This is a genomic window from Plantibacter sp. 2H11-2 (genome assembly GCF_050031945.1).
In the GTDB taxonomy this organism is placed as follows: Bacteria; Actinomycetota; Actinomycetes; order Actinomycetales; family Microbacteriaceae; genus Plantibacter; species Plantibacter auratus.
This window is the reverse complement of the sequence record NZ_JBNBBL010000011.1, coordinates 54,247-81,137: the sequence shown is the minus strand read 5'-3', so window position 1 is coordinate 81,137 and position 26,891 is coordinate 54,247. Positions and strand designations below refer to the sequence as shown.

Below are 26,891 nucleotides of genomic sequence, written 5' to 3'. Positions count from 1 at the left end.
TATCGGGCGTGAGGACCGCCGGAGAAGGGTTCCCGAGGCGCCCCTAGCCCGCTCCTTCCTCAGGTGTCCACCCCGGCACTTCCCCAGGTCGCTGTCGTACGGTGTCGCCATGAGACGCCGCATCGAGCCCGTTTACGACGCCGCTGTCGGTGTCGGTCGCTCCCTCTTCGGCTTCTGGCGCCTGCGCCGTCACACCACCGGCATCGAACACCTGCCCGACGAGGGTGGCGCGGTGATCGCGATGACCCACTTCGGGTACCTCGAGTTCGCACTCGTCGAGTGGGCGACCGTGCTCCACAACCGCCGCCGTATCCGCTTCATGGCCAAGCAGGGCGCCTTCGACCAGCCCGTCGTGGGCCGCCTCCTGCGGAGCATGCGGCACATCGCGGTCGACATGCGCGCCGGCGCGGCCGCCTACGCCGACGCCGTCGCAGCGCTCCGCAGCGGCGAGCTCGTCGGGGTCTTCCCCGAGGCCGGCGTCAGCGCCTCGTTCACCGTCCGCGACCTCAAGTCGGGCGCAGTCCGCCTCGCGCAGGAGGCCGGCGTGCCGATCATCCCCGTCGCGGTCTGGGGCGGTCATCGCCTCCTGACGAAGAACCACCGGGTCGGCTTCCGCGAGCGGTTCGGGGTCCCCGTGCACTTCTCGTTCGGCGAGCCGATCATCGTCGCGCCCGGCGACGACGTCGGAACGAGCACCGAGCAGCTCCGCGACCGCCTGCAGGGCATGGTCGACGAACTGCAACGCGACTATCCCGTCGACGGGACCGGGGCGTGGTGGCAACCTCGCGCCCTGGGCGGAACGGCGCCGACGCCCGCCGAGGCTGCAGCCGCCGACCTCGAACGCGAGCGCCGACGCGAGGCGCGTCGACAGACGGCGAGCTGAGCGCACGTCCGCCGCGGTCTATCCTGTGGAGGTGCCACCTCTGACCTCGACGACCCACCCAGCAGGGCATCGTCGCTCTGCCAGCCCGCGTCCCGAGCGGAGCGTGGCACCGTGAGTCGCGGGTGGAACGGCTTCGTCGCGAAGTCGACATGGCTTCCGAAGGCGTGGCGCGAACGCGCTGAACGTGCGCTCGCGGAGGATCCCTCGACGCCGGCCGCACCGGACACGGACGACGCCGAGTCCTCAGCGGACCACTCGCCGCGGCGCACGCCGGATCCCGCGCCGCGGACGACGCCGACGCCCCCTGCGCAGCAATCCACCGGCTCGGAGCCGCTGGACGACCGCGAGGCGAACGCACCCCGGACACCCGTCGCCGGCCCGGACGTCGACGGGGCAGCACCAGCCCGGGACCGGTCCACGACCGGCCTGGTCGACCCGGTCGCCCTCCCCGTCACCGCGTCGGCCCAGGTCGTCCCCCTGAGCGTCGCCATCACCGATTTCGAGCTCGCCGACGACTCCGTCATCGGCCCGGCGTCCGTCCTCGACAACCTCGAGCTGACGAAGGCCGCCGTGACCCGCGTCGCGTCGGCGATCCTCACGACCGAGGGCCCGATCGCCGTCCCGCGACTCGTGACCATCGTGGCCCGGCGCTTCGGCGTCGACCGACCGTCCGAGGAGTCGCGCACCGAGCTGTCAGCGCTGGTGACGGAGGCGTTCGTCGTCCAGAACGGCTTCGCCTGGCCCACCGGACTCGACGTCGTCACGTGGCGAGGCGTCCGCCGGGTCGTGCATCGCGACCACCGCGCGGTCACCGACATCAGTCCCGCGGAGATCTGCAACGCCATGGAGCTCGTGATCACCGCGAGCCCCGCGCACGAGGTCGACCGCGAGCAGCTGCCGATGCAGGCGGCGTCGGTGCTCGGCTACGGTCGCCTCGGTGAGACCGCTCGACGATGGCTCGACCTGACGCTCGCCCAGGCGGTGCTTCACGGTCGTCTCGTCGAGGACGGCGACCGCATCCGCCTCCCCTGACACAGGTCGTTCAGCGGACGGGCGGACCCTGCTGCCCGAACGGCAGGCTCGTGTCGGTGACGCCGTCGATGAAGGCGTCCATGCGCTGGAGGTTGAACCGACCCTGGTCGTTGAGCAGGAACTGGTACTCGTGCTCGAGCCCTGGCCGGAAGTCCGGGTTGAAGATCATCGATTGCACGTCCACACCGAGGCCCTGGAGCTTCGCCTTGAACTCGACCGACTGCGGGTAGAGGGGATCCCAGTTGCCGACCGTGATGTACGTCGGTGGATACTTCGCCGTCAGATAGTCGACGACGGACGCGGACGCCACCTCCGGCCGGGTCTTGTAGTCGCGCGCTCCGAAGTACGACCACAGCACCGTGTCGAGGAACCACCCGAAGCTGCCTTCGGCGTTGACCAGGCTGAGGTCGTAGGCCCCGCAGGCGAGGACCACCCCGGCGAGCTGCTCCGGTTCGATCGGCGATTCGACCTTGATGGAGCTGGCGTACTCGGAGCTCGTGACCACGTTCGCGACCTGGGCGGCGATCTGGGCACCGGCGGAGTCGCCGGCGAGGATGAGCTTGGACGAATCCACGTTGAGCGCGCGAGCGTTGGCGTCGAGGTAGCCGAGCGAGTCGGCGACCTGCTCGATGGGCAACGGGTACTGACCCTCGGGCGCGATCGTGTATTCGACCGCGATCGCCGTGTACCCCTCGCCGGCCAGCACGCGCATGTAGTTGGAGATGAGTTCCTTGCTACCGGAGATCCACGCTCCACCGTGCACCCACACGATCGTCGGGAGGGCGGCACCACTGCCGCGCACCCCGTCGGGCGTGTAGACGTCGAGCAGCGCGTCCGCGTCGCCGGAGCGGTACGGGATGTCCTGTCGGACGTCGACACCGTCGGGGACGTACTTCACGAGGTCGGATTGCACGACCTTCGCCCGCTCGTCGAACGCCATGCGGATGACCATCGAGCCCGGCCACGGGGTCAGCTGCAACCAGACGAAGATCACCAACGCGATGGCGAGGATCACGCCGATGATCCAGAACATCGTGTTGCGGACGACACGCAGGAAGCGCGCGAAGCCCGAGCGAGGGGGTGCTGTCCTCAAGCGATTCACCTCCTGGCGGGTCTGGACGGCGGCGCTGCCTGGCGGAACACGAACCTCCAGTCTCGCATTCGATCGGACACCGGCGGCGTCCCGGAAGTTTTTCGACGGATTTCGTGACGAATACCCGCCGAGCTGCGTCTTACCCGATGACCGGACATCATCACCGGTTTCCAACGCAGACGAAGGAGAACGCCATGAGTGCATCGGACAAGATCCAGAACGCAGCTGAGGACCTCGCGGGCAAGGCGAAGGAAGCCTTGGGCAAGGTCACCGGCGACGACAGCAAGGTCGCAGAGGGCAAGGCCGACCAGACGAAGGCCGATGCCAAGAAGGCCGGCGAGAATGTCAAGGACGCGTTCAAGCACTAGTCCTCGCGATACAGTGGCTGCCCCCGCCCACCGGCGGGGGCGGTAACACGGTCGACCGGCACCCCGTTCGATCCAGCAATCACATTTGGAGACATCATGAGTTTTCTCGGCTTCCTGCTGCTCGGCCTCATCGCCGGCGCCATCGCCAAGGCAATCCTTCCGGGCCGCCAGGGCGGCGGCTGGTTGATCACGCTGCTGCTCGGCGTCGTCGGAGCACTGCTCGGCGGCTGGCTCGGCGGCATCCTCTTCGGCGCGAACCTGCAGGAGTTCTTCTCGCTGCAGACGTGGCTCCTCGCCATCGGCGGATCGATCGTCGTGCTCCTCATCTACGGCGCACTGACCCGCAACAAGAAGGCGTAAGCGCCTCCACACAGCACTCGGACGCCCGGCCCCTCCAAGGGGTCGGGCGTTCGTGCGTGTCGGAGGGAGATTTGCGATCGCACGGTGTCCGCCGTTCCGGGGACTGTGCGACCTCCTGAGCTCTGTCAGGATGACTGATGTTTGATTTCAGTATCTGATATGAGAGGAGGTGGTCTCATGGACTTCTACCGAAAGTTGCTCGAGCTGCTCCGCGCGATCTGCGGCTGGGCCTGACCCGCACGGACGAACGCCCGGTCCACCAGGACCGGGCGTTCGTGCGTCGCGTTGCGACCGGAGTCAGGCGTGCTGGCCCTCGTGCTCGCCTTCGCCGATCTCCTCGACGAGCTTCGCGTTGAAGGCCGGGAGGTCGTCGGGCGTCCGGCTCGAGACGAGTCCCTGGTCGACGACGACCTCCTCGTCCACCCAGGATGCACCCGCGTTCCGCAGGTCCGTCTTGAGGCTCGGGTAGCTCGTGAGCTCACGACCGCGGACGACGTCCGCCTCGATGAGGATCCATGCGCCATGGCAGATGACCCCGACCGGCTTGCCCTGCTCGAAGAACGCCTTCGCGAAGGCGATCGAGGTCTCGTCCACGCGGAGGTCGTCAGCGTTGACGACGCCTCCGGGCAGCACGAGTGCGTGGTAATCGTCGGAGGAGGCCTCGGCGACCGCGACGTCGACGGGCTGGACGTGTCCGTTCTTGCCGGTCACGTCCTGGGTGGCGGGCGACACCAGTCGGGCGGTCGCTCCGGCTCCGGTGACCGCCTCCCAGGGGCTCGTCAGTTCACTGTCCTCGTAGCCGTCCGTGAGCAGGAAGGCCACCTGCTTGCCGTTGAGTGCTGCGCTCATCGTCGCTCCAATCCGTCAGCGTCGAGGCACCGTCCGGCGCCTCGCCAGCGACGATACGCTCGGCTCCACGTCTCGGACCCGAGCTTCCGCCGAACGCGAACGGGGTTGCTCAGGCGTCGCAGGCGATGCCGTCGCCGTCCCGATCGAGGTCGTAGACGTCGCTCCCGACGACGTACACCGGGCCGGGCGTGTACGCCGGTCCGTTGCCGCTTCCCCCGGCGCAGTCGACGTCGCTGGCGATCGGAACGCACTGCCCCTCATAGTTCGGGTCGCACCCTCCGCCTGCCGGATCAGCGACGGGGGCGGGAGGCGGCGGAGCGGGTTGCCGCGTCCCGACGGACGTCACCTGCGCGACCGGTTGGACCGACACGAGCTGTGCGACGAGCTCTCGAGCGATCTCGACCCCGGCTCGCGTGGTGACGCGGTAGGTGTTCGTCTGCTGCCCGGGGACGCCCGTGGTCGTCACGACGACCTGACCGACGTCGATGTTCGGATCCTGCACCTCGGTCACCGCGAACGGGATCTCCACCACCTCGGTCACCTCGCTGACGAGGTCGGTCGGGGTGGGGGTCGGCGTGGCACTCGGCTTGGCGACGGACGTCCCTTCCGGCGCCGACAGCAGCGCCGCGGGCCGGGGCCCGACCGGGTGGATGGCTGCGTTGGCGCTTCCGCCCACGACGACCAGGCACAGAGCGGCACCGATCACGGCGGCCGCGATCCCGCGGTTGCGGATCCCGAGGGAGGAGACGCGACCACGGACGAGCGCGACCACGCCGATCACCACGGCCACCAGGGCGACGAGTGCGAGCATCGCCCAGAACGCGCCACCGACGGCGCTGACGAGCAACAGTGCTCCGACCAGGCTGAGCAGGACGATGTGGAGCGGACCGAGGCGGCGTGTCCGGGTTGCCCCGGCAGCAGCAGGGACAGCGGCAGGGACTGCGACCGGGGGAGCGGGCACGGCCGCCGGCATGCGTTGCCCACCCCAGCCGACTCCGGTCCACCATCGTTGCCGGCCGGGCTGCTCGGGATCGGGATACCAGCCTGCGGGAGAAGTCATGCCCTGATGCTGGGGCCCGGAGCACGACGGCACAAGGTCCCCGAGTGGGGCGGGAGGGGATTCCTCCCGTGCCGTGTCACGGCGCGTGTCAGAGGCCGACGAAGCGGATGGTCTGCTGCAGACGCGTGCGGATGTCGAACAGCTGGTTGCCGCCCATGCGGTCGACGCCCGGGAGACCGGTGCGGAGGAGGTCGGCCAGGCGGGAGCGCTCGACGAGGACCGTCACCGGATGCTTGCGACCGATGAACTCCACCGACTCCGGGGTGGCGCCGTCCGGCACGACGATGACGGAAGCCGTGAACTTCACCCGCGCCGCCTTCGCGACGGTCCGAGCCGAGCGCACGATCGACCGGACGGGCTCCTCGCGAGGATCGAGCGTCTCCCCGACGACCTCTCCACGGTGCACCCGGACCGGCCCACCCCAGTCCTCCGACTTGACCGCGAAGAGGCCGGTCGGGCCGAGGACGACGTGGTCGAGCTTCGCCTCGCCCGGCGCCAGGACGTCGTGCCAGACCGTGTATCCGATGCCGAGCGTCGCCACGGTGCGCGCCGTCTGCTCCTCGGCGAGCGCGTTGGCCAACTGGTGCCGGATCTCGCGCGGAGCCGAGCGGACGAGCTTCGGGTCGTAGGGGTCGTCGAGCGGGACACCACGGCCGACCCACTCCCGGATGAGCCCGAGGTAGGCCTCCCGCGAGTCGCCGCCGGGGTGTCCGTAGGCACGAGCGCGAGGGCGTGAGTCGGCGCGCTGCGTACCCGACCGACCAGTGGTCGACGCCGACCAGGTCGGAGCGTCGTCGTCGCCCGCGTCGGAGGACGGAACGTTGCGCCCGCGGTCGTAGGCGGCCCGGTCCTGCTCGGTTCCGACGCGCTCCCAGGCGAGCTGGACGGCGTTGAACTGCCGCGCGCTTCCGCCGAGGTCGGGGTGGGTCTCGCGCATGAGCCGTCGGTAGGCCCTCCGGAGTTCGTCCTGCGTCGCCGTCGTGCTCACGCCGAGCACCTCGTACGGGCTGGCTGAGAGTGGGCTCTCCGGCATGGAGGGTGGTCGCTTTCGTCGGCGGCGTCGGTCGGTCCGACACGGCAGACTATCGCCATCACCTGGAAGACCGCCCGAACCGGCACCCTGTCGGTGCTGTGGAGCATCGACTGGTCTCCCGCATCACGGACGACGGCGTCCTCATCGCCCAGGCACGGTTCCACGACGAGTAAGGCCAGCGTGCCGGAACACCTCAGGAGCTCGGCAGGAGGATGCCGTCGTCCAGCAGGGCGCGGACCCGGGGGATGAGTTCGGCGCGGAGTTCCGCCGCATCGACCTCGACGAGCTGGGCGATCGCGTCGATGATGGCTCCCAGGGTCAACTCGCCGTCGCAGGCCCCGACGAGCCCCGCCAGGCCCGTGTCGATGCCCACCGAGCGAGCCAAGCCGCCACCCTGCCGCAGCGTCATCGCCGTCGGGTCCTCGTCCCCGGGCCAGTAGTGGCGCTCCTCGGTGACATCGCCCGCGAGGATGACGCGTTCACCGAGCAGCTGGTCGTCGTCGAGCGCCACCTGCCAGTCGTGAGTGAGGAGACACACGGCGAGGTGCGCACCCAGCCCGGCGGAGTTCGAGCCCGCCTGCCCGTGCAGCCGCTCGAAGCGGCGCAGCGGAGTGGACGGGTCCGATCGACGGAGCAGCACGTACCCGAAACCGACGCCGGTCACGGCCCGAGCCGCGAAGTCGTCGAGCCAGGCTCCCGCGAGGCGCTCGAACTCCGGCGTCCCGAGCCGTGTTCCACCGTCGCGGATCCAGGTCTCCGCGTATTCGGCCGGATCCTGCACCTCACGCTCGATGACCCAGGCGTCGACCGGTTCCGGGCTGCGCTCCACCCACCCGGCCACGCGGTCGAGCCCGTCGGCGCCGTCTCGGTACTCCCAGTTCCCGAGGAACTGCGCGACCCCGCCGGGCGTCAGGTGCCGGGCGACCTCGAGGAACACGGACTCGACGAGCGCATCGCCGACGAGACCGCCGTCGCGGTACTCATAGCTCGGCACGCCCTCGGCACGCGGGGTGATGACGAACGGCGGGTTGGAGACGATGCGGTCGAACCGTTCACCGGCGACGGGTTCGAACATGCTGCCGTGGCGGAATTCGATCGAGTCGATGCCGTTCAGGCGCGCGTTGAGTGCGGCGAGCTCGAGGGCTCGTTCGGAGATGTCCGTCGCGACCACGTGATCCGCGATCCGCGACAGGTGGAGCGCCTGGATGCCGCACCCGGTCCCGAGGTCGAGTGCCGTTCCGATCCGCTCAGGGAGGATGATGCCGCTCAGGGTCATCGACGCGCCGCCGACCCCGAGGACGTGCTCCTCGCCGAGCTCGTGACCCAGCGCGAGTTCGCCGAGATCGGAGGCGATCCACCAAGCACCGCTCCCGTTGGCGTCGACCCAGGCGTACGGCCGCAGATCGATGGCCGGGGCGACGGATCCGTCGTCGCTCAGGCCGACGAGACCGAGCGCCACCGCGCCGTCGAGACCGAGCGACGGCAGTGCCCGCGTCGCGTCATCGGCCTCCACGGCGACACCGAGCACGAAGAGCCTCGCCAGCGTCGCGATCGGTTCCACCCCCGCGGTCCGGCGGCGTTCGTCGAGTGAGCGGATCGCCACGACCCGGTTGGAGCGGTGCAGGGCGGCCTCGGCCGTCTCACCCCAGAGGCCGCGCACCCGTTCCACCGTGTACCCGGCCGCGTCGAGGTCGGAACGGAGGAGGTCGATCAGTCGCTGGTCCACGCCCACCAGTGTGCCAGCTGCGGGGTGGGCCGAGCCGCCCACCCTGCAGCCGCCGTCAGCGATCCGTGGTGAGGATCGCGTCGAGGTCCTCATCGGTCTGCTCGTCGTGCTCCTCGGCCTCGCGCTGCGCGGCCTTCGCCGTGCGCTTCCGCTCGCGCTTCGCCAGACGGCGCTCGGTCCGGCGCTCCAGGAGCAGGTACAGCACCGGCACGAGGATGAGCGTCAGGAGCGTCGACGACACCAGGCCGCCGATCACGACGATCGCGAGCGACTGCGAGATGAACACCCCGCCGCCGGTGAGGCCGAGCGACATCGGCACGAGCGCGAAGATCGTCGCGCAGGCCGTCATGATGATCGGTCGCAGGCGGAGCCTCGCCCCGTGCAGGACCGCGTCGTCGATGCCGTCGCCCCGGGCCCGGTAGGAGTTGACCAGGTCGATGAGGACGATCGCGTTCGTGACCACGATGCCGATGAGCATGAGGAGACCGATCATCGACGGGATGCCTAGCGGTGTCCCGGTGATGAGCAGCGCCGCGATCGCGCCGGTCGCCGCGAACGGCACGGAGACCAGCAGGATGAGCGGCTGCAGGAGGCTCCGGAACGTCGCCACCATGACGATGAACACGAGCACGATCGCGATGAGCATCGCGAGGCCGAGCTGCGCGAACGACTCCTCCTGGTCCTGGGCGACACCACCGACCGAGGCTGTGACCCCGCTCGGCAGGTCCAGGCCGTCGAGGCCCTCCCGGACGGCGAGCGTCGTCGCGCTGAGGTCGTCACCCGTCGGCGTCGCCGACACGGTCACGGTCCGGACGCCGTCGATGCGCGTGATCGCCGCGGCGGCACGTTCCTCGCCCACCTGCGCGACGGCGCTGACCGGGATCGGGACGGCGCTGACGTTGGCGAGGTCCTTCTGCGCCTGGGTGAGGCGGTCCGCCTCCGCCTGCTGCTCAGCGGCCTCGCTCTCGGCGTCCCGCATCGCGGTCAGCTGCTCATCGATGGTCGTGATCGAGCCCTGGAGCTGGGATATCGCGTCGCTCAGCCCGGCGAGTTGGGCGGCGCGGGCCTCGTAGGCCTGTCGTGCCGCCTCCTCCTCCGGAGTCGTGGGCGTGACCGGTGGCACCTCGACGGGAGCCGCCTGCAACGCGCTCAGCTGAGCCCGCAGGGCGTCGAGCTGCGATGCTGCGGTCGAGCGGGCCTCCTGGAGTTCCGAGCGCTGGGTCGCGGCCTGGGATGCCGCCTCGTCCTTCGCACGCTGGGTGGCCTCGTCCTGCTCGGCCGTGAGTGCGTCGGTCGCGGCCTTCTGGGCCGCGGCCTGCTGTAACGCGCTGACCGGAAGGGGGAGCGCGGCGATCTCGGCCGGTGTCGTGCCGACCCGCTGCGAGCGCACGATGATGTCGCGAGACGAGCCCTCGAGGATGACCGAACCCATCGGCGTGCCTCGGAGCGCACTGGCGATGGCCTGGCCGACCTGTTCCTGCGTGAAGCCGTACCGGGCGGCGGCGGCGCGGTCGACGTTCACCTTGAGCAGGCCCTGCTCGTCGGCGAGGTCGCTCGTCGCATCGCGGAGGCCGTCCGTACCGCCGAGCATGTCCTGCACCGCGGCCGCCGCTGTGGCGAGTGCCACGGGGTCCTCACCCTGCAGCGTGACCTCCATGCCTCCTCCGCCACCGGTGAATCCACCGGCGGCGTCGCCGACGGTGACCTTACCGACGTCGTCGAGCTTCGCCACGGCCTTCCGGATGGTGTCGGCGACGCCCTCACGTGAGCTCTCCTCACCGACGGTCACGCTGATCTGTGCCGTGTTGCTCGAGCCGTTCCCACCGACGGTGGTCAGGTACCCGGAGACGCCCGCGGTCTTCGCGAGGACCGCTTCGACAGCCGCGGCCGCGTCGCTGGTCACGTCGAGGCTCGTCCCCTCGGGGAGTTCCTGCGTGACCGTGACGGTGTTCTCGCCCCCGATGTCGCCGAGGTAGTCGGTCTTCAGGAACCCGGCCGAGACGATCGTCCCGGCGAACACGACCGCCGCCACGAGCAGGGTCACGACCGGACGCTTCAGGGCGGTGCGCAGGACCGGCAGGTAGGCGCGCTGGAGCTTCGAATACGCCTCGGACTCGTCCTCGACGACGGACGCCTCTTCGGTGGCCGCGTCGTCGGTGGCCGTGCCCACAGCCGGGGCGGAGGAGCCTCGCATGAACCAGTAGGCGAGTACCGGCACGATCGTGAGCGACACCACGAGGGACGCGATGAGTGCGACCGACACGGTGACGGCGAACGGTCGGAAGAGCTCGCCGACCGTCCCGCCGACGAAGGCGACCGGGAGGAACACGGCCACGGTCGTGATCGTCGACGCAGTAACGGCCCCGGCGACCTCGCGGACCGCCTCGACGACACTCGTGGTCGTCATCGCCCGTCCGGTGTGCCGACGTTTGATGTTCTCGATCACCACGATCGAGTCGTCGACCACCCGCCCGACCGCGACGGTCAGCGCTGCGAGCGTGAAGATGTTGAGCGAGTAGTCGCCGATCCACAAACCGATCATCGCGATGAGGAGGGAGAGCGGGATCGACACGGCCGTGATGATCGTCGACCGGATCGACAGCAGGAAGACCAGGATCACGATGATCGCGAACAACAGCCCGAGCCCGCCCTCGACGGAGAGGTCGTGGATGGACTGCTCGACCATCGGCGACTGGTCGAAGACGACGGTGAACGCCGCACCCGAGCCGAGCTCCTGCTCCAGCCCGGGGAGGGCGTCACGGATGGTGTGGGCGAGTTGGACGGCGTTGGCCGACGGGTCCTTGAGGATCGTGAGCGACAGCGACGGGAGACCGTCCGCCCGGGCGATGGAGGTCTCGGCTGCGGGCACGAGCTCCACGTCCGCGACGGCGGAGAGCGCGAAGGGCCCGTCCTCGTGCTGGATGGGGAGCGCCTGCACCTCGGCCAGCGAGCCGACGGGCGACCCGACCTCGATCGAGAGCTCCTTGCCGGCGTCGACACTCGTTCCGGCGGCCGTGATCACACCACTCGCTTGGACGGCCGCCATGACCTCCTCCGCGGTCACCTTCTTGGCCGCGAGGTCGGCCGGACGCATCGTGATGACGAGCTGCGTGGCGTTCTCACCGGCGAGATCGACCTGACGCACGCCGGCGATCCCACGGAGCGCGGGGAGCACGGTGCTCTCGACCTTGCCCGCGAACTCGCCGGACTCGTCCTCCGATGCCACGGCCAGCTGCAACACGGGGATGTCGTCGCTCCCACCGGCGTAGACCTCGGTGCTCGTGTCGTTCGGAAGGGTGCTCTTCAGGCCGGCGAGCGCGCTGCGGATGTCGCCGACGATCTTCTCGTCGTCCTGGCCGAAGTCCCAGCTCACCTGCACGGACGTGGAACCGCTGACCGACGTCGAGGTGACGCCGGTGACGCCCTTGACCCCCTGGACCGCCTGCTCGACGGGCTTCGTGACCTCGCGCTCCACCGACGACGGCGATGCACCGGGATACGTTGCGGCCACGACGGCACCCGGCTGCTGCACGGACGGCAGGAGTTCCTGCTTCAGCGAACCGACCGCGAAGAGTCCGAAGGCCACGATCGCCGCGGTGATGAGGCCGACGATCAGTCGATTGGCGAGGCTGAGCCTCGTGAGGAATGACATGGAAGGACGGGCCTCTCGGTCGCGGAGTGGGCGCGATCCGCCCCACTCCACGCTATGGAGCGCCGCCGCCGGTCACATCCGCATGAGGATGGACCTGATGCGACCCCGGCATCCGCCGATCGGACGACATCGGTGGTCCTGCGGTACCAGCCTCGGCCGCGAGGGAGCTGCGCCTTGACGGCATGGTCCACCGATACCGGGCGTACCCTTGATACCCGAGTGCGCGCCGCGGGGTGCGCCGGAGCGAGGAGGGTACGTGGATCTGCAGGCCGTCGACCTCCCCAGGTTGCGCCGCGACGCACAGCTCGAGCGCGAGGTGATCATCGAGCACCGCGCCCGCGACGGCGAGGACCCCTGGGACTTCCTGCCTTCGATGCCGACGGTCGACGAGCTCGTCGTCGCCGTCCTCCGGGACGACGCGCTGCACGCCCGGGGTCTGGCCGCCCAGCACGCGATGGCGCGGCTCGCCGGGTACTCGTCGCTCGACGACGCCCAGGACCACCGCGACAACGCGGACCACTTGGAGTACGAGGTACTCCGTGAGATCGCCCGCGTGCACCCCGAGTTGACCCGAGCGGTATGGCGGATGTCCGGCAAGGTCGCGCGGCCGCCGTGGGAGGGCGACGACGCCGAGTAGATCGACGCCGCCGCCCAGGTCACAGCGACGCGGCGAGCCCCATGGCGACGACGGAGACCGTCATGCTCACCACCTCGACGACCACGACCCGCTCACGCCGCCGAGCCGCGTCGACCGCGATGCGTGTGGACAGAGCGATGAACCCCGCCATGCCGCCCGCCAGGAGCACGGCGGGGAGGGCACTGCTTCCGATCTGATGTCCTGCCGGGTGTATACCCGATCCGGCATATATACTCCCGGCGGCATGACCCGCCATGGTGCACACGAGCGCCGCCATGATGACGAGACCGCCTGAGGTGTGCACGGTCATCGCCGCACGGTGGCGCGCGACGACGAGCGCCAGAGCGTCGTCGACCGGAGTCTGCAGCCCGGCGATGGACCGAAGCCGGACCGCAGAGGCGACGGCGAGGACGATCAGGACGACGGCCCAGAGCAGCGGATGCAGCATCCCGACGCCGGTCGCCAGGTCGAGCATCGCCGTGAGCATGACGATCGCGGCCACGAGGTCGAGGGGTCCGCGTCGGCCGCCGACGGTGCAACAGGCGCCGACGGCGGCCGGGACGAGCGCCCCGAGATGGAGGACCTCGCTCATCGCCGCGACCTAGTGCCCGTGGCCACAGTGCTCCTCGGCACCCTGGTCGTGACCGCCGTGTCCCGTGTGCGCCGCGCCGGTGTCGTGCGAACAGTGCCCGACCGCTTCGTTCGGCGGGACGTTCAGGGTCGGGTTCTTGCCGAAGAAGCCGTAGGGCTTGAGCGTGAACCGGGCGTAGTCCACCGGCATGACCGGCCAGTCCTCCGGACGGGGGAAATGCGTCGGTCCGAAGGTGTGCCAGAGCACGATGTCCTCGCCGTCGATCGACTCGTCGCCCTCGATGAACCGCGTGATGCCATCGCCACCCGGGTTCTGGTGGACGAAGTCGCCCGCCGCGTATCGTTCAGCCGGGTCGTACTTCGTGACGAAGAGGTGCTTCGTCGCGAACTCCGCACGCTTGGCGATCGACGACGACGCGTCGGCCATGAGCGTCGGCGACTCCTGCGGGTACAGCACGTACCCCGTCGGGCGTCCCATCCGGTTCGTCTTCTCCGTGTTGACGATGTGCCAGGCCCGAGCGGCCGAGCCGTCCGCCACGCGTCCGGACCCCGCTTCCGTGCTGAGCCGCGTGACCCGCTTCGTGAACGCGTTGCCGTGCTCGTTCCCCGGCCCGATCGGCACCCGGACCGCGTCCACCTCCTCGACCGCGTTCGACAGACCGTCGACCATCATGTCCAGACGGGCCGAGAAGAGGTGCTGGTGGTACGGCCCACCGAGCCCGGGCGCGACCTCGGAGGCGTACGGGTAGTCGGCGCCCTCCGCGTCGAGCCCGGGGTACGCCGAGGTGAACAGGATGCCCGTCAGCTTCGACTCGCACTCGATGGTGCCGTCGAGGTACAGGTACCAGTAGAACCCGTAGTCGTAGTTGCCGACGGTCGTGAAGAACGAGATGACCAGCCGACGCGACCGCCGGACCTCGTTCGAGCCGGTGTACAGGTCGGAGTGCTTCCAGAGGGTGCCGAAGTCCTCCTCGTGCATGCAGATACCGTTCTCGATCGTGAACGGGTTGCCGAGTTCATCGGCGAGCATCGCGTCGAAGTACTTGATCTCGCCCACGCAGTCGCACCCGAGCGCCAAGGAGTTCGTGAACCGGCCGAACAGGTACTCGCCGGTGTCGAAGTAGTTCTGCCAGAAGCGCACGGGGGAGGGGTCGCCGTAGGGGACCAGCATCTCGTTGATCGACGCCCGGTAGATGATCGGCCGTTCCTCGCCGGCATCGTCGAACGAGAGCTGACGGAGGACGAGGCCCTCACGGACGTCGAACCCGACCTGGAACCGCCAATTGCCCCACTCGACGAACTCGCCGTCGACCTGGAAGCTCGGACCCTCCGGCTGGGTGATGACGATCGGCTTGAGCGAGGAGAGCGGAGCCCCCTGGACCGCCGGGTCGTCGAAGTTCCCCGGCTCCGCCGGAATCGCCAGGGCGGTCGCGTCGATCAGGCGGGTGATCCGCCGCGCCGCGGTGTCGACATAGGCGCTCAGCCCGTCGACGGGGTGGGCCCACGGGTGGTCGGCCGGGTAGTCCTGGCGGAACGCGAGGACCCGGACGATCCGACGCCCGACCTCCTCGGGATAGTCGTAGAAGCCTGCCGACAGCGGGACGACCTTCACCTCCTCGACCGTGCAGCCACGGGCGGCGAGGGCGGCGACCCACCCCTCGTCCTCCGCCACGATCTCCGCGATGGCGTCGAACTCCTCGATGAGGATCGGCAGTTGGCCGCGGGAGCCGTCCAGTACGACCGTGCTGAGCAGGGACCCGCTGTCGATGGACACCACGTTGTCCGTCGATCGACCCGTGGCCATGTCGAGCAGCATCACGCGGGCGAGGCGTTCCGGCAGTGGACCGTCGCCGGCCTGCCAGGCGAGCACCGCCCGCTTGTGGGGCTCCTCGAGGCCGACGTAGGCGAACCGGGTCGTCTCGGTGAAGTCGTCGAAGCCGCTGACGATGTCGCGGATGCGGTCGAACTCGGGTGCGGACAGGCTGGCGAGCGGGTGCTGGACGGGGGCGTCGCCGTCGGCGCTGCGCAGGGTGGTGGGGTCGGTGATGGTCATCGTGATGCTCCTGGTTCGGTGATGCGGGTGGTCGCGGGTGGCGAGGGGAAGGGTCGGATGGTCAACCGCCGATGGCGTCCATGACGTCGGCGTAGGCGGCCGGGCGACGACGACGCAGGTACGCGGCCTGCACGAGGCCGACGACGGGGCAGACCGCGATGAGGGCGAGGAGGACGGCGCTCACGGTTCCGAACACGGGGTTGCCGCCCGCATCCACGTCTCCCACCAGCATCGGGAAGTAGACGACGATCACGACGGCCGAACCGACGAGTCCGATGAACCCGAGGCCGGGTGCGACGACCGTGTTCCACAGCCGCAGATCCTGCTTCGTGCGAGCGAAGTACACGATCACCGCGAGGCTCGTGACCGCCATGAGGATCGCGATCGCGAGGGTCGCGACGCCGGCGAACCACGTGAACACCTGCAGGACGGGGTCGAGACCGAGCACGGCGAAGACGACGATCAGGATCGCTGCGGTTGCGCTCTGGACGAGCGACGAGGTGTGCGGCGAGAGGTGCTTGGGGTGGACTCCGCCGAGCCGGCCCGGCAGGACGCCGGCGTTCGACATCGTGTGCTGGTAGCGGGTGATGACGTTGTGGAAGGAGAGGACGCAGGCGAACATGCTCGTGATGAGGAGGACGTTGATGACGAGCTCTCCGACCGGACCGAGGTAGAGCAGCGTGGTGCGGAGGATCATCGCACCCGGGTCCTCACCGGCCACGGCGAGGACGTCGTCCGGCCCCCAGGCCATGACGAGCGCCCAGGAGGCGAGGGTGTAGAACAGGCCGATCCCGATCACCGCGATGTAGGTCGCCCGTGGGATCGTGCGGGACGGGTCCTTCGCCTCGTCGCGGAAGATCGCGGTCGCCTCGAACCCGATGAACGCCGCGATCGCGAACATCAGTCCGACACCGGGCGACCCGGAGAACACCTGCTCGGGCACGAACGGCTCGGCCGACAGCCCGTCGGCACCGCCGGTCACGATGACCGCCCCGGCGAGGACGAGGACGATCCCGACCTCCGCCACGAGCAGGACGCCGAGGACCTTCGAGCTGAGGTCGATGTGGCGGTAGCCGAGCAGACCGACCACGGCGATCGACGCGAGCGAGTAGAGGTACCAGGGGATCTCCGGAGCGCCGAGACCGGCGAAGGTCACGCTCAACAGGTAGCCGATGTAGCCGTACACCGACACCTGGATGGTCGTATAGGTCAGGAGGGCGAGGAACGCCGACGCGAGGCCGGCCGGCTTGCCGAGCCCGTATCCGACGAAGGTGAAGAAGGCACCCGGCTTGGGCACATGCCGGGTCATGGCCGAGAGTCCGACGGCGAACAGCAGGAGGATCACCGCGGACACGACGTACATGCTCGGGAAGCCGACCCCGTTGCCGAGCAGGATGCCGAGCGGTGCGGCTCCACCGACGACCGTCAACGGCGACGCCGCGGCGACCACCATGAAGACGATGGCGGTGACGCCGAGCGATCCCTTCAGGGACCGGGTGGGCTGTCCGGCATCGGTGGCCGGACCTTTCGTGACGGTCATGGACACTCCTCGAGCAATGCGGCGGTATCGGGACGAGGCCAGCATCCCGGTCTCCTGTTGCCGCCTCGTCTCGTCGTCGTAACACCTGCTCGGCACCGAATGAGACCGGTCGACACCGCTGTCTCATTTGACGGTCATGAAGCCGAAACACGCCCGCCACGCCGGTGCAACGGGACGCGCCTAGCCTGAACGACGAGGAGGAGGTGAGGGACGTGACGGCTCTGGAACGCGCGATCAGCAATCCTCCGAGCGTCCGTGGTCTCGAGTCCCGGTCACCGGTCGACGGCCTCCAGCGGCGCAGTGTCGGGTTCATCGACGTGTTCGCCCAGTCCGTCTCGGCAGTGGCGCCGTCTGCCGCTGCGACGACGATCCCGTTGATCGTCACCGTGACCGCGGGCGGGGCGACCATGTGGTCGCTCGCCATCGCGATGCTGCTGTCGTTGCTCGTCGCCACCACCGTGAACGTGTTCGCGAAGCGCATCGCCGCGACCGGCTCGCTGTACACCTTCGTCTCCAAAGGGCTCGGAACGGGTGCAGCCTTCGTCACGGGCGTCGCGCTGCTCATCGGGTACGGCTTCATCGCCATGTTCGCCCTGGCCGGTGCCGGGTACTACCTGTCGATCCTGCTGCACCGGTTCTGGCCCGGCATGCCGAGTTCGACGGGTGTCGTGTCCGCACTCCTCGTGTGCATGGCCATGGTCTGCCTCGTCGTGCTCGTCCGCGGGATCCACCTGTCCACCCGGGTGACCCTGATCGTGGAGAGCGCCTCGGTCGCGATCATCCTGATCCTCGTGGGCGTGCTCCTGTCGCAGCTGGGACCGACGCCCGATTGGGCGGTGCTCGGGCTGGACGCCTCCCCGGAACACCTCGCGGTCGGATCGGTCCTCGCCGTGACCGCCTTCGTCGGATTCGAGAGCTCCTCGACGCTGGGCGTCGAAGCCCGCCGGCCCTTCGCGAGCATCCCACGGTCCCTGGTCTGGACCGTCGTCGGCGCGGGTCTCCTCTTCCTCGTCACCTCGTACAGTCAGCTGGCGGGCTTCGCGGCGTTGGGGGAGGACATCACCGCGACGCGGACGCCCATCAACGACCTGGCGCTGGCCTCCGGGGTCGAATGGATGGGACTGCTGCTCGACCTGTCCGTCGCGGCCTCGTTCCTCGCCTGTGCGATCGCCTCCATCACGGCGTTCTCGCGGGTCGTCTTCTCGATGGGTCGAGAAGGGGTCCTCCCGTCGCGCCTCGGGACCACGCACGGCCGGTTCCGAACGCCCCATGTGGCGATCATCACGGCTCTGGCGATCGTCACGCCCGTCTCGGTGCTCGCGCTCCTGCTGACCGGAGGAGCCTGGGCGGCCATGCAGGTCCTCATCGTCGTGGCCGCGGCCGGGTACATCACCGCCTACGTCCTCGTCTGCATCGCAGCCCCGGTCTTCCTCTGGCGGATCGGAGAACTGACGCTCTGGCCGCTCCTGCGCGCGGTGGTGGCCGGGGTGCTGCTGTCCGTCGCGCTCGTCGTCTACCTGGTCGTCGAGAGCACCGGCGAACGGGGCGTCGGCGTCTGGGTGTTCCTCGTCACGATGGCGCTCGGTATCACGATCTGGGCGATCCGGCATCGACGCCGACCGTGGCTGAGTTCGACCGTGGGGGTCTACGACGAGACGGTGAGCGCCGACGTGCTCGGCGGACCGTCCGCGGAGCACCGGTGAGCGGCGCGGGCGAGCTCCGCGCCCGACAGCCGAAGGCCGTGCACAGCGCGCTCACCGTGCTCGAAGAGGTCGCGCGGTGCGGTGCCGGTGTGACGGCGCAGGAGGTCTCAGCCGGACTCGACATGCCGAGGGCGACCACCTACCGACTCCTCAACCTCCTCGTCCAGGACGAATACCTCGTCCGCATGCCCGACCTGCGCGGATTCGCACTCGGGCGGAAGGTCGTCGAGCTCGCCCATCTCGTCGCTCCGGCCCCACCCCCGCTCGCTGCGCGCGAGGTGATCGGACGATTGCGGTCGAGCGTACGAGGAGGCGTCCACCTCGTGCGGTACGAGGGCGATCGGATCAGGATCGCGGATGCGGATCCCGACTTCCCGTTGAGTGACGAGCAGCGGATCGTCAGGCGCCTCGACACCTCCGCGATCGGGCGCCTCCTTCTGCACGAGCTCGCTCATGGCGGATACGACTGGTCAGGACTCGTCCAGCGGCCGTTCCGGGACGCCGAGCCGTTGATCCGCGACGTCGAACGACTCGGGTATGCACGACAGGTGGGTGAGGTGACGCCCGGTCACGGTTGCCTCGTGGTCCCGATCCGGGACGACCGCGGCGGTCTCGTCGCGGGGCTGTCGCTCTCGGCACCCAGTGAGCGGATCGAGCGCCCCGCCGCACTCCTGGACCTCTTGCTCGACGGCTCGCACCAGCTGCAGCCGCTCCTCGTCTGACCACCGGATGTCCGTGTGACATCAGTCTCGAGAAGGCGCATAATCAGAATATGCAGCCAGCTGATCGTTTCCGCGCATGACGGAGTCCACGCCTTCCGCGAAGCCTGGGCGCTCGCCGTCGGACCGTCGCAAATGGTTCGGCCTCGTCGTCATCAGCATCGCCGTCGCGCTCATCATCGTCGACTCGACGATCGTCAACGTGGCGATCCCGTCGATCGTCGACGACCTCGGGATCTCCTCGACTCAGGTGCAGTGGGTCCAGGAGTCCTACACGCTCGTCTTCGCCGCGCTGCTCATCGTCTTCGGCACGCTCGCCGACCGGTTCGGCCGTCGTCGCATGCTGCTCATCGGCGTCGTGGTCTTCGGCGGAGCCTCCGTCTTCGCCGCCCTCGCGCCGACGGGCGACCTCCTGATCCTGTCCCGGGTCATCCAGGGCGTCGGCGGCGCGATGATCCTGCCGACGACCCTCTCCATCATCAACGCGACCTTCCGAGGCCGCGACCGTGCGATCGCCTTCGCGGTCTGGGGCTCCACGATCGGGGGCATGGTGGCGGTCGGTCCGCTCCTCGGCGGCTGGCTCACCACCGACTTCTCCTGGCGCTGGGCGTTCGGGATCAACGTGCCGCTCGGTGTCCTCATCATCGTCGGACTGCTCCTGTTCGTCTCGGAGTCGCGGGAACCCGCGACCGACCGCATCGACGCCGTCGGCGCCGTCCTGTCGATCCTGACGAGCGCGTCCCTCGTCTACGGACTCATCGAGGGCCGGAGTCTCGGGTGGTGGCTCACGGACACCCCGCTCGTCATCGGGGACTGGACCTGGCCGTTCACCCTCTCCCCGGTACCTGTGGCCCTCATGGTCACGGTCCTCGCAGGTGTCGCGTTCGTCCTCTGGGGACGCCACCGGATGCGCCAGGGGCGCAGCACGATCATCGCGTTCTCCCTGTTCTCACTGCCGTCGTTCCGGAACGGCAACATCGCCGCCCTCATCGTCTCGCTGGGGGAGTTCGGCATCATCCTCTCGCTGCCGATCTGGCTCCAGTTCGTCCTCGGCTACAGCGCACTGCAGACCGGTCTGATCCTCCTGGCCCTCGCGATCGGTTCCTTCGTCGCGAGCGGGTTCGCCGGCGCGTTCGGCAACCGGGTCGCGCCCGTCCTGATCGTCCGCGTCGGCATCGTCGCGGAGATCATCGGTGTCGCGGGCATCGGGCTGGTCGTCGGGCCGGCGACCGAATGGTTCGCGATCGTGCCGTTCCTGTTCGTCTACGGCTTCGGCGTCGGTCTCGCCACCGCACAGCTGACGGGCGTCGTCCTGAAGGACGTGCCCGTCGAGCAGAGCGGCCAGGGCTCCGGGACGCAGAGCACGGCGAGGCAGATCGGCTCGGCACTCGGTATCGCCGTCCTCGGGACCATCCTCTTCGTGAGCACGGCGTCGGTCCTCGACGGACGACTCGAGGACGCCGGTGTACCGAGCGCGCAGCGCGACGCCCTCGTGACGAGTGTCGTCGACAGCTCGGGCGCCGCCATCGCCGGGCTCGACGCGAACCCGGCGACCGCGACGGTCGCCGAGGACGCCAGGATCGCCCTGTCGGACGGCACCCGCTCCGCGGCGTTCGCGGCCGCAGGATTCCTGGCCGTCGGCTTCCTCGCCACCCTGTCGCTCGGCGCCGGGCGCCGGGAGGACCGAGAGGACGAAGCCGGAGCACGAGTGGACGGGACGGACTCCTCCGAGACGTCCGACCCGGCCCCGCGGGCGTAGGACGCGAGGCCGCCTCACACCTCCGCCGACGTCGCATCGGCGTCGTACAGCGCACAAGCATCCAGGTTCGACTGGGAGGCCCCCGTACAATCGTCACCGGACGGCTCCGCCCGAGCGGACCGTCCCCACCGCCCATGACACGCCACCGCCACCGCCCACGCCTCCTCAGCGCCCTCGCAGCAGCCGCGCTGTCGTTCGCCGTGGTGTCCGCCGGCGGATGGTCCACGGGTTCCAGCGCGATCGCCTCGCCCGAGCTGAGCGCGAACACGGCATCGACTCCCGACGGCCTCGTGTCCGTCGAGGTGAGTCCGAGCGACGGGGGAGCGGTCGAACCCTCGTCCCTCACCTCGTTCGGCATCACGCTCACGAACGGCACCGACGCCGATCTCCCCGCCGGCTCCGTGTCCGTGGCGATCACCACGGCGCGGATCACCGGCACGGCGGCGCTCGACGCCTGGCTCGACACGACCGGTGCGGACGCGGCCGCGACCCCCGCCGGCACCACCGTGGTGCGGACGATCGACATCCCCGAGCTCATCGCCGGGCAGCAGTACGTCGTCAGCGGGCTCGACTTCACTCCTCCGGCGCTGGGGTTCGACGACACCGACGCGTGGGGCTCCTACGGCGTCTCAGCCGGCTACGTCGCGGGCGACACGGCGGCCGGCGGTCGGACGGCGCTCGTCTGGCGGGCGCAAGGACAGCCCACGTCAGCCACCGTCGCGCTCGTCGCCCCGCTCACCGTGCCGCTCAGTTACGGCGGACTCCTCGATGCGGACGAACTCACCGAGCTCACGGCCGACGACGGCGCGCTCACGACGCAGCTCGACGCACTCTTCGGCGAGCAGATCGCGCTCGGGATCGACCCACGCATCATCGCGTCCATCCGGGCGCTCGGCACGCGCGCACCGGAGAGCGCCGTCGCCTGGCTCGCCCGCCTCGAGGCCGCTCCGAACGAGACCTTCGCGCTCCAGTACGGCGACGCCGAACCCGCCGTGCAGGCCGAAGCCGGCCTCGACCGACTGCTGACCCCGAGCTCGTTCTCCTTCGCCCTGAACGTCGCCGACTTCCCCGTCGTGCAGCCGACCGAGACGCCCACCCCGACCGCGTCGCCGACCACCGGGCCCGACGACGTCCAGCCGACTCCGCAGGCCGGCTCCTCACCGGCCACGTCCTCCGAACCATCGGCGGCAGCCACTCCGTCGGAGGAACCGGCACCCACACCGAGCCCCTCCGAGACGCCCGGCCAGGCGGTGCCGACCGTTCCGACGATGGACGAGCTCCTCAGGTGGAGTTACTCGCTCCCCAGCATCGTGTGGGCGGGCGGCGCGGTGACCGATGCGGATCTCGCCGTCTTCGCCGCCTCAGGCGGAACGGTCACGTTGCTCGACTCAGCGAACACGACCGACACCGGACAGTCCGTGCGCGCCTCGACGGCGGTCGGCACGGCGCAGACGCTGCTGGCCGACCACGGCCTCGCCGAGTCGCTGGGCGACGCCGCCGCCGCCACGACGGACGCCGCGTTCGAGAGCGCCATCGCCGACGTGAACGCGCGGGCGGCCGCCATCGGCACCGAGGGTTCGTCCGGCGGAACGGTCGTCGCCGTGCTGCCTCGGGGAGTGGACGCGACCCTGCCCGCCCTCGCCGACACCGTGAACGCGCTCCGCTCCCTGCCGGCCACGACGCAGACCTCCCTGGCGGCGACGCTCGCCGAGCCCCCTGCCGCGGCGACGCTCGGGGCGATGGCACCCGACAGCGAACGCGTGTCCGACGTGCAGGTCCTCCTCGACGAGGAACAGGACGTCACCGCCTTCTCCTCGGTGCTCGACGAACCCGAGCTGCTGACCGGACGGGAGCGCGCCACCCTGCTCTCCAGCCTCGCGGCCGGCTGGCTGCGTACGGAGGGCGACTGGGGATCGGCGGTGACCGCGCAGCAGGAACGGACGGACACAGTCCTCGCGTCGGTGCGCGTCACCGACAGCAGTCGCATCAACATGGTCGGCGGCGAGGTGTCCCTGCCGTTCGCCGTGCGCAATGACCTGCCCTATCCCGTCACCGTGGTCATGGAGGCCTCGCCGAGCAACGGTCGACTGAGCATCTCCGGTTCCGTGACGCAGGAGATCGCCGCGGACTCGCGCGCCACCGTGCTCGTCCCCGTGCAGTCGCAGATCGGCAACGGCGACGTCACCCTCCGTCTGCAACTCTTCAGCACCAGCGGGCAGGCGATCGGCGAACAGTCCTTCGTGGGCGTGAACGTCCGCGCCGACTGGGAGGGCATCGGTGCCGTCGTCCTCGCCCTACTCGTCGCTCTGCTGTTCGTCAGCGGTGTGGTCCGCATGGTGGTGAGCCGACGAGCCAAGCGACGCGGCTCGGGTGCCACGTCAGCCGCCCCCACAGATGCTCCGGACAGCGGTCAGCCCCCCGGCGGTGAGCCCCCGGTAGAGTCGTCACCCGGACGACAGGAGACGAATGGCTGACGGCATCGGCAGGGCGAGCGCGCTCCTCGCCTCGGGAACCCTCGTCTCCCGACTGCTCGGCTTCGTCAAGGCGATCCTCGTGGCTCAGGCCATCGGCGTCCTGGTCATCGGCGACACCTTCGCGATCGCCAACCAGCTCCCGAACACGATCTACGTCATCATCGGTGGCGGCGTGCTCAGCGCCGTGCTCGTGCCACAGATCGTCCGTGCGGGGATCCATGCCGACGGTGGCAACGCGTACATCAACAAGCTCGTCACCATCACCCTCGTCTTCATCGGCGGGGCCACCGCGCTCATCACCCTGCTCGCACCCGTGTTCGTGTTCATCGTCGCCGCAACGCTGTCGCCTGATCAATTCGCGCTCGCGACGGCATTCGCCTACTGGTGTCTCCCGCAGATCCTGTTCTACGCGCTCTACACCGTCCTCGGGGAGGTCCTGAATGCACGCAAGATGTTCGGACCGTTCACCTGGGCACCGGTGCTCAACAATGTCATCGCGATCGCCGGGCTGATCGCCTTCATCACGCTGTACGGCAGCGGCGACCTCGCGGTCAGCGAGTGGACCGACGGTCGAACGGTGCTCCTCGCAGGCTCCGCCACCCTCGGCGTCGTCGTCCAGGCCGCCTTCCTCATGCTGTTCTGGCGCCGGGCCGGACTGCGTTTCCGACCGGACTTCCGGTGGCGAGGCGTCGGCCTCCGCGCCACCGGGCGGATCGCCAGCTGGACCTTCGGCATGCTGCTCCTGACGACCGGTGCGGGGATCGTCGAGACCCAGATCGTCGCTTCCGTGAGCAAGCAGGGACCCTCGGTCGCGATCCTCAACTACGCCTGGCTGATCTTCATGCTCCCGCACTCGATCATCACCGTCTCGATCGCGACGGCCTATTTCACGCGGATGAGCGAGCACGCACAGGGCACACGCGATCGCGGACGGGACATCCCGCGGCTGCAGGCCGACATCTCCGGGGCCATCCGCGTCGTGAGCGTCCTCATCGTGCTCGCAGCGGCCGTCATCATGGTGGTCGCCGTGCCGTTCGGCAGTGTCTTCGCCGAGACGTTCGAACAGGCGCAGGCGATGGGCGGCATCATCATCGCGTTCGTGATCGGACTCGTGCCCTTCTGCATCCTCTTCGTCCTCCAGCGCGCCTTCTACGCCCTCGGAGACACGAAGACGCCCTTCTTCTTCACCCTGTTCCAGACCCTCCTGTTCGTCCTTCTGGCGCTGATCGTGCTCCTGGTCCTCCCACCACATCTGGTGGGTGCCGGCGTCGCGCTCGCCATCACAATCGCGTGCATCGCACAGACCGTGGTCGCCGCACTGCTGCTCCGGCGCCGGCTGGGGGGTCTCGACGGCCGACGTATCGTCCTGAGCCTGGTCCGGTTCATCGCCGCCGCCGTGCCTGCGGCTGTGGTCGGAGTCGTCGTCCTGTTACTGCTCGGCGGTGTCAGCGAGGAGGGGTTCCCGACCGCCACGATCCCCGGCGCCATCGTCACCATGGCGGTCGTCGGGGCGGCGATGGCCGCCGTGTACCTCGCGGTACTCGCCCTCCTCCGCACGCCGGAGCTCAAGGCGGCCTTGGCTCCCGTCCTCGCCCGCTTCGGGCGCTGACACCCACGCGTCGACACCACCTCACGCACGCCGGCTGAGAGCTGCCCGAGGCCCCTGGGGGAGCGGAATAGCGGCCGGTTAGGATGTGTTACACCACTCGGAACCCCGGAACCCACCTGGTCCGGGAGCCCACGAACCACTGAGGAGCATCGTGCGTCAGGTCATCATCATCGGATCAGGACCCGCCGGCTACACGGCGGCGATCTACGCTGCCCGCGCCTCGCTGCAGCCGCTGCTCGTCGCGTCATCGGTCGAGGCCGGCGGCGAGCTCATGAACACCACCGAGATCGAGAACTTCCCCGGCTTCCCCGAGGGCATCCAGGGCCCCGAGCTCATGATGAAACTCCAGGAGCAGGCAGAGCGGTTCGGCACCGAGGTCCTCTACGACGACGTCACCGAGCTCAAGCTCGACGGCGACGTCAAGACGGTCACCCTCGGCAACGGACAGGTGCACGAGGCCCACACCGTGATCTTCGCCACCGGCTCCGCCTACCGCAAGCTCGGCCTGCACGACGAAGAGCGACTCTCCGGCCACGGTGTGTCCTGGTGCGCCACCTGCGACGGCTTCTTCTTCAAGGAGAAGACGATCGCGGTCATCGGCGGCGGCGACAGCGCCATGGAGGAGGCCACCTTCCTCACACGGTTCGCGTCGAAGGTGTACGTCATCCACCGCAAGGACACCCTGCGCGCGTCGAAGATCATGCAGGACCGTGCGTTCGCGAACGAGAAGATCGAGTTCATCTGGAACAGCGAAGTCGCCGGCATCACCGGCGCCGACGCGGTCGACGGCGTGACGCTGCGCTCGACCACCGACGGCACCGAGACACACCTGCCGCTCGGTGGCCTCTTCATCGCGATCGGCAACGACCCGCGCACGCACCTCATCCACGGCCAGCTGGAGCTCGCCCCCGAGGGCACGATCGCCGTCAAGGGCCGCTCGTCGAAGACCAACCTCCCCGGCGTCTTCGCCGCGGGCGACGTCATCGACCCCACGTACCGACAGGCCATCACCGCGGCCGGCAGCGGCACCATCGCCGCCCTCGACGCGGAGCACTACCTCGCAGACCTCGAGCAGGCTGCTGGGGAAGCGTCGGCCATCGGCGAAGCACAGACGGCCGGTCGTCCGCAGCCGGCCGACCCCGTGCTCACCACCACCGTTTGATCGACGGCCAGGCTGTCGGCCTGGCCACCACGAAGGAGAACACTCATGTCAGATGCAGTCACCGAGGCCACGTTCGACGAACTGGTCATCAACAGCGACAAGCCAGTCCTCGTCGACTTCTGGGCCGCCTGGTGCGGTCCGTGTCGCGCGGTCGGCCCGATCCTCGACACGATCGGCTCCGAGAACAGCGACAAGATCACCGTTCTCAAGCTGAACGTCGACGAGAACCCGAACCTGGCCATGAAGTACCAGATCACCTCCATCCCCGCGATGAAGGTCTTCAAGGGTGGCGAGGTCGTGCAGACCGTCATCGGCGCCAAGCCGAAGGCCGCACTCGAGAAGGATCTCGCGGCTTTCCTCGCCTGATCAGGTTTTTCTGAACCACGGAACCGCCCGGCTCATCTGAGCCGGGCGGTTTTTCGCTGTCGGGGAGTTTCACGTGAAACATCCTGAATTATCTCTCTGATCAGGGGTTATGAATCACAGTGCAACCGCGCCGCGCTTCGAAGAGCTCCGTAGCCGAGATGGGGTGGCTGTCCGCCAATCCACGGATTCCACCGCTTTGGTCCCTGAGCTTGGCGAAGCGCA

At 69.3% G+C, this 26,891-nt stretch carries 21 protein-coding genes; 12 read left to right on the top strand and 9 right to left on the bottom strand.

Annotated features, from left to right (window positions below; translation table 11 throughout):
* The first annotated feature begins 109 nt into the window (after positions 1-109).
* On the top strand, positions 110-883 hold the full coding sequence (locus tag ACQG07_RS17820) for a lysophospholipid acyltransferase family protein (protein ID WP_192003985.1): 774 nt from the start codon (positions 110-112) through the stop codon (positions 881-883).
* Positions 884-994: 111 nt separating this feature from the next.
* A complete protein-coding gene (locus ACQG07_RS17815; protein WP_274498853.1) occupies positions 995-1,915 on the top strand; it encodes a hypothetical protein in 921 nt (306 codons plus the stop codon).
* Positions 1,916-1,925: 10 nt separating this feature from the next.
* Here ACQG07_RS17815 and ACQG07_RS17810 read toward each other — a convergent pair whose 3' ends face one another.
* On the bottom strand, positions 1,926-3,008 hold the full coding sequence (locus tag ACQG07_RS17810; RefSeq protein ID WP_161578587.1) for an alpha/beta hydrolase: 1,083 nt from the start codon (positions 3,006-3,008) through the stop codon (positions 1,926-1,928).
* Positions 3,009-3,202: 194 nt separating this feature from the next.
* Between ACQG07_RS17810 and ACQG07_RS17805 the strand changes: the two genes are divergently transcribed.
* Together ACQG07_RS17805 and ACQG07_RS17800 are read left to right on the top strand one after the other, a co-directional pair.
* Positions 3,203-3,376 carry a CsbD family protein gene (locus tag ACQG07_RS17805; protein WP_064294062.1) on the top strand — a complete coding sequence of 58 codons (174 nt, stop codon included), beginning with the start codon at positions 3,203-3,205 and terminating at the stop codon, positions 3,374-3,376.
* 96 nt (positions 3,377-3,472) lie between these two features.
* Positions 3,473-3,736 (top strand): GlsB/YeaQ/YmgE family stress response membrane protein, encoded by a 264-nt coding sequence (locus ACQG07_RS17800; protein ID WP_079003747.1) that lies wholly within the window; start codon positions 3,473-3,475, stop codon positions 3,734-3,736.
* A gap of 297 nt (positions 3,737-4,033) precedes the next feature.
* Here ACQG07_RS17800 and ACQG07_RS17795 read toward each other — a convergent pair whose 3' ends face one another.
* From ACQG07_RS17795 to ACQG07_RS17775, 5 genes are all read right to left on the bottom strand, one after another.
* Positions 4,034-4,585 (bottom strand): type 1 glutamine amidotransferase domain-containing protein, encoded by a 552-nt coding sequence (locus tag ACQG07_RS17795; protein WP_079704303.1) that lies wholly within the window; start codon positions 4,583-4,585, stop codon positions 4,034-4,036.
* A gap of 109 nt (positions 4,586-4,694) precedes the next feature.
* On the bottom strand, positions 4,695-5,645 hold the full coding sequence (locus tag ACQG07_RS17790) for a G5 domain-containing protein (RefSeq protein ID WP_426739002.1): 951 nt from the start codon (positions 5,643-5,645) through the stop codon (positions 4,695-4,697).
* An 88-nt stretch (positions 5,646-5,733) separates the two neighbouring features.
* Positions 5,734-6,678, bottom strand: coding sequence for a J domain-containing protein (locus ACQG07_RS17785; protein WP_079704305.1), 945 nt, complete (start codon positions 6,676-6,678; stop codon positions 5,734-5,736).
* Positions 6,679-6,871: 193 nt separating this feature from the next.
* On the bottom strand, positions 6,872-8,497 hold the full coding sequence (locus ACQG07_RS17780) for a DUF7059 domain-containing protein (protein WP_426739001.1): 1,626 nt from the start codon (positions 8,495-8,497) through the stop codon (positions 6,872-6,874).
* A complete protein-coding gene (locus tag ACQG07_RS17775) occupies positions 8,460-12,056 on the bottom strand; it encodes an efflux RND transporter permease subunit (protein WP_426739000.1) in 3,597 nt (1,198 codons plus the stop codon). Before ACQG07_RS17775 ends, ACQG07_RS17780 begins: the two co-directional genes overlap by 38 nt.
* A gap of 256 nt (positions 12,057-12,312) precedes the next feature.
* Between ACQG07_RS17775 and ACQG07_RS17770 the strand changes: the two genes are divergently transcribed.
* Positions 12,313-12,693 (top strand): hypothetical protein, encoded by a 381-nt coding sequence (locus ACQG07_RS17770; RefSeq protein ID WP_064294055.1) that lies wholly within the window; start codon positions 12,313-12,315, stop codon positions 12,691-12,693.
* A gap of 19 nt (positions 12,694-12,712) precedes the next feature.
* On the opposite strand, the gene ACQG07_RS17765 is transcribed toward ACQG07_RS17770, so the two are convergent.
* The 3 genes from ACQG07_RS17765 to ACQG07_RS17755 form a co-directional block, all read right to left on the bottom strand.
* Entirely contained in the window at positions 12,713-13,285 is a 573-nt protein-coding gene (locus tag ACQG07_RS17765) for a hypothetical protein (RefSeq protein WP_426738999.1), read from the bottom strand.
* Positions 13,286-13,294: 9 nt separating this feature from the next.
* Entirely contained in the window at positions 13,295-15,337 is a 2,043-nt protein-coding gene (locus ACQG07_RS17760) for a primary-amine oxidase (protein WP_426738998.1), read from the bottom strand.
* A 61-nt stretch (positions 15,338-15,398) separates the two neighbouring features.
* Positions 15,399-16,877 (bottom strand): APC family permease, encoded by a 1,479-nt coding sequence (locus ACQG07_RS17755; protein ID WP_426738997.1) that lies wholly within the window; start codon positions 16,875-16,877, stop codon positions 15,399-15,401.
* Between the two features lie 212 nt (positions 16,878-17,089).
* On the opposite strand from ACQG07_RS17755, the gene ACQG07_RS17750 reads away from it, so the two are divergent.
* The 7 genes from ACQG07_RS17750 to trxA all read left to right on the top strand — a co-directional run bounded on the left by ACQG07_RS17750 (position 17,090) and on the right by trxA (position 26,669).
* Entirely contained in the window at positions 17,090-18,580 is a 1,491-nt protein-coding gene (locus tag ACQG07_RS17750) for an APC family permease (RefSeq protein WP_124767825.1), read from the top strand.
* Positions 18,577-19,302: an IclR family transcriptional regulator gene (locus ACQG07_RS17745; RefSeq protein WP_124767826.1), complete on the top strand. Its 726-nt coding sequence runs from the start codon at positions 18,577-18,579 to the stop codon at positions 19,300-19,302. Before ACQG07_RS17750 ends, ACQG07_RS17745 begins: the two co-directional genes overlap by 4 nt.
* Positions 19,303-19,378: 76 nt before the next feature.
* Positions 19,379-21,058 (top strand): DHA2 family efflux MFS transporter permease subunit, encoded by a 1,680-nt coding sequence (locus ACQG07_RS17740; RefSeq protein WP_426738996.1) that lies wholly within the window; start codon positions 19,379-19,381, stop codon positions 21,056-21,058.
* A gap of 134 nt (positions 21,059-21,192) precedes the next feature.
* Positions 21,193-23,532, top strand: coding sequence for a DUF6049 family protein (locus tag ACQG07_RS17735; protein WP_426738995.1), 2,340 nt, complete (start codon positions 21,193-21,195; stop codon positions 23,530-23,532).
* A complete protein-coding gene (gene murJ, locus ACQG07_RS17730) occupies positions 23,525-25,141 on the top strand; it encodes a murein biosynthesis integral membrane protein MurJ (protein WP_426738994.1) in 1,617 nt (538 codons plus the stop codon). The genes ACQG07_RS17735 and murJ overlap by 8 nt, the downstream gene beginning before the upstream one ends.
* A 151-nt stretch (positions 25,142-25,292) precedes the next feature.
* Entirely contained in the window at positions 25,293-26,303 is a 1,011-nt protein-coding gene (gene trxB / locus ACQG07_RS17725) for a thioredoxin-disulfide reductase (protein ID WP_086472471.1), read from the top strand.
* 45 nt (positions 26,304-26,348) lie between these two features.
* On the top strand, positions 26,349-26,669 hold the full coding sequence (gene trxA, locus ACQG07_RS17720; RefSeq protein WP_064294045.1) for a thioredoxin: 321 nt from the start codon (positions 26,349-26,351) through the stop codon (positions 26,667-26,669).
* Positions 26,670-26,891 lie beyond the last annotated feature (222 nt).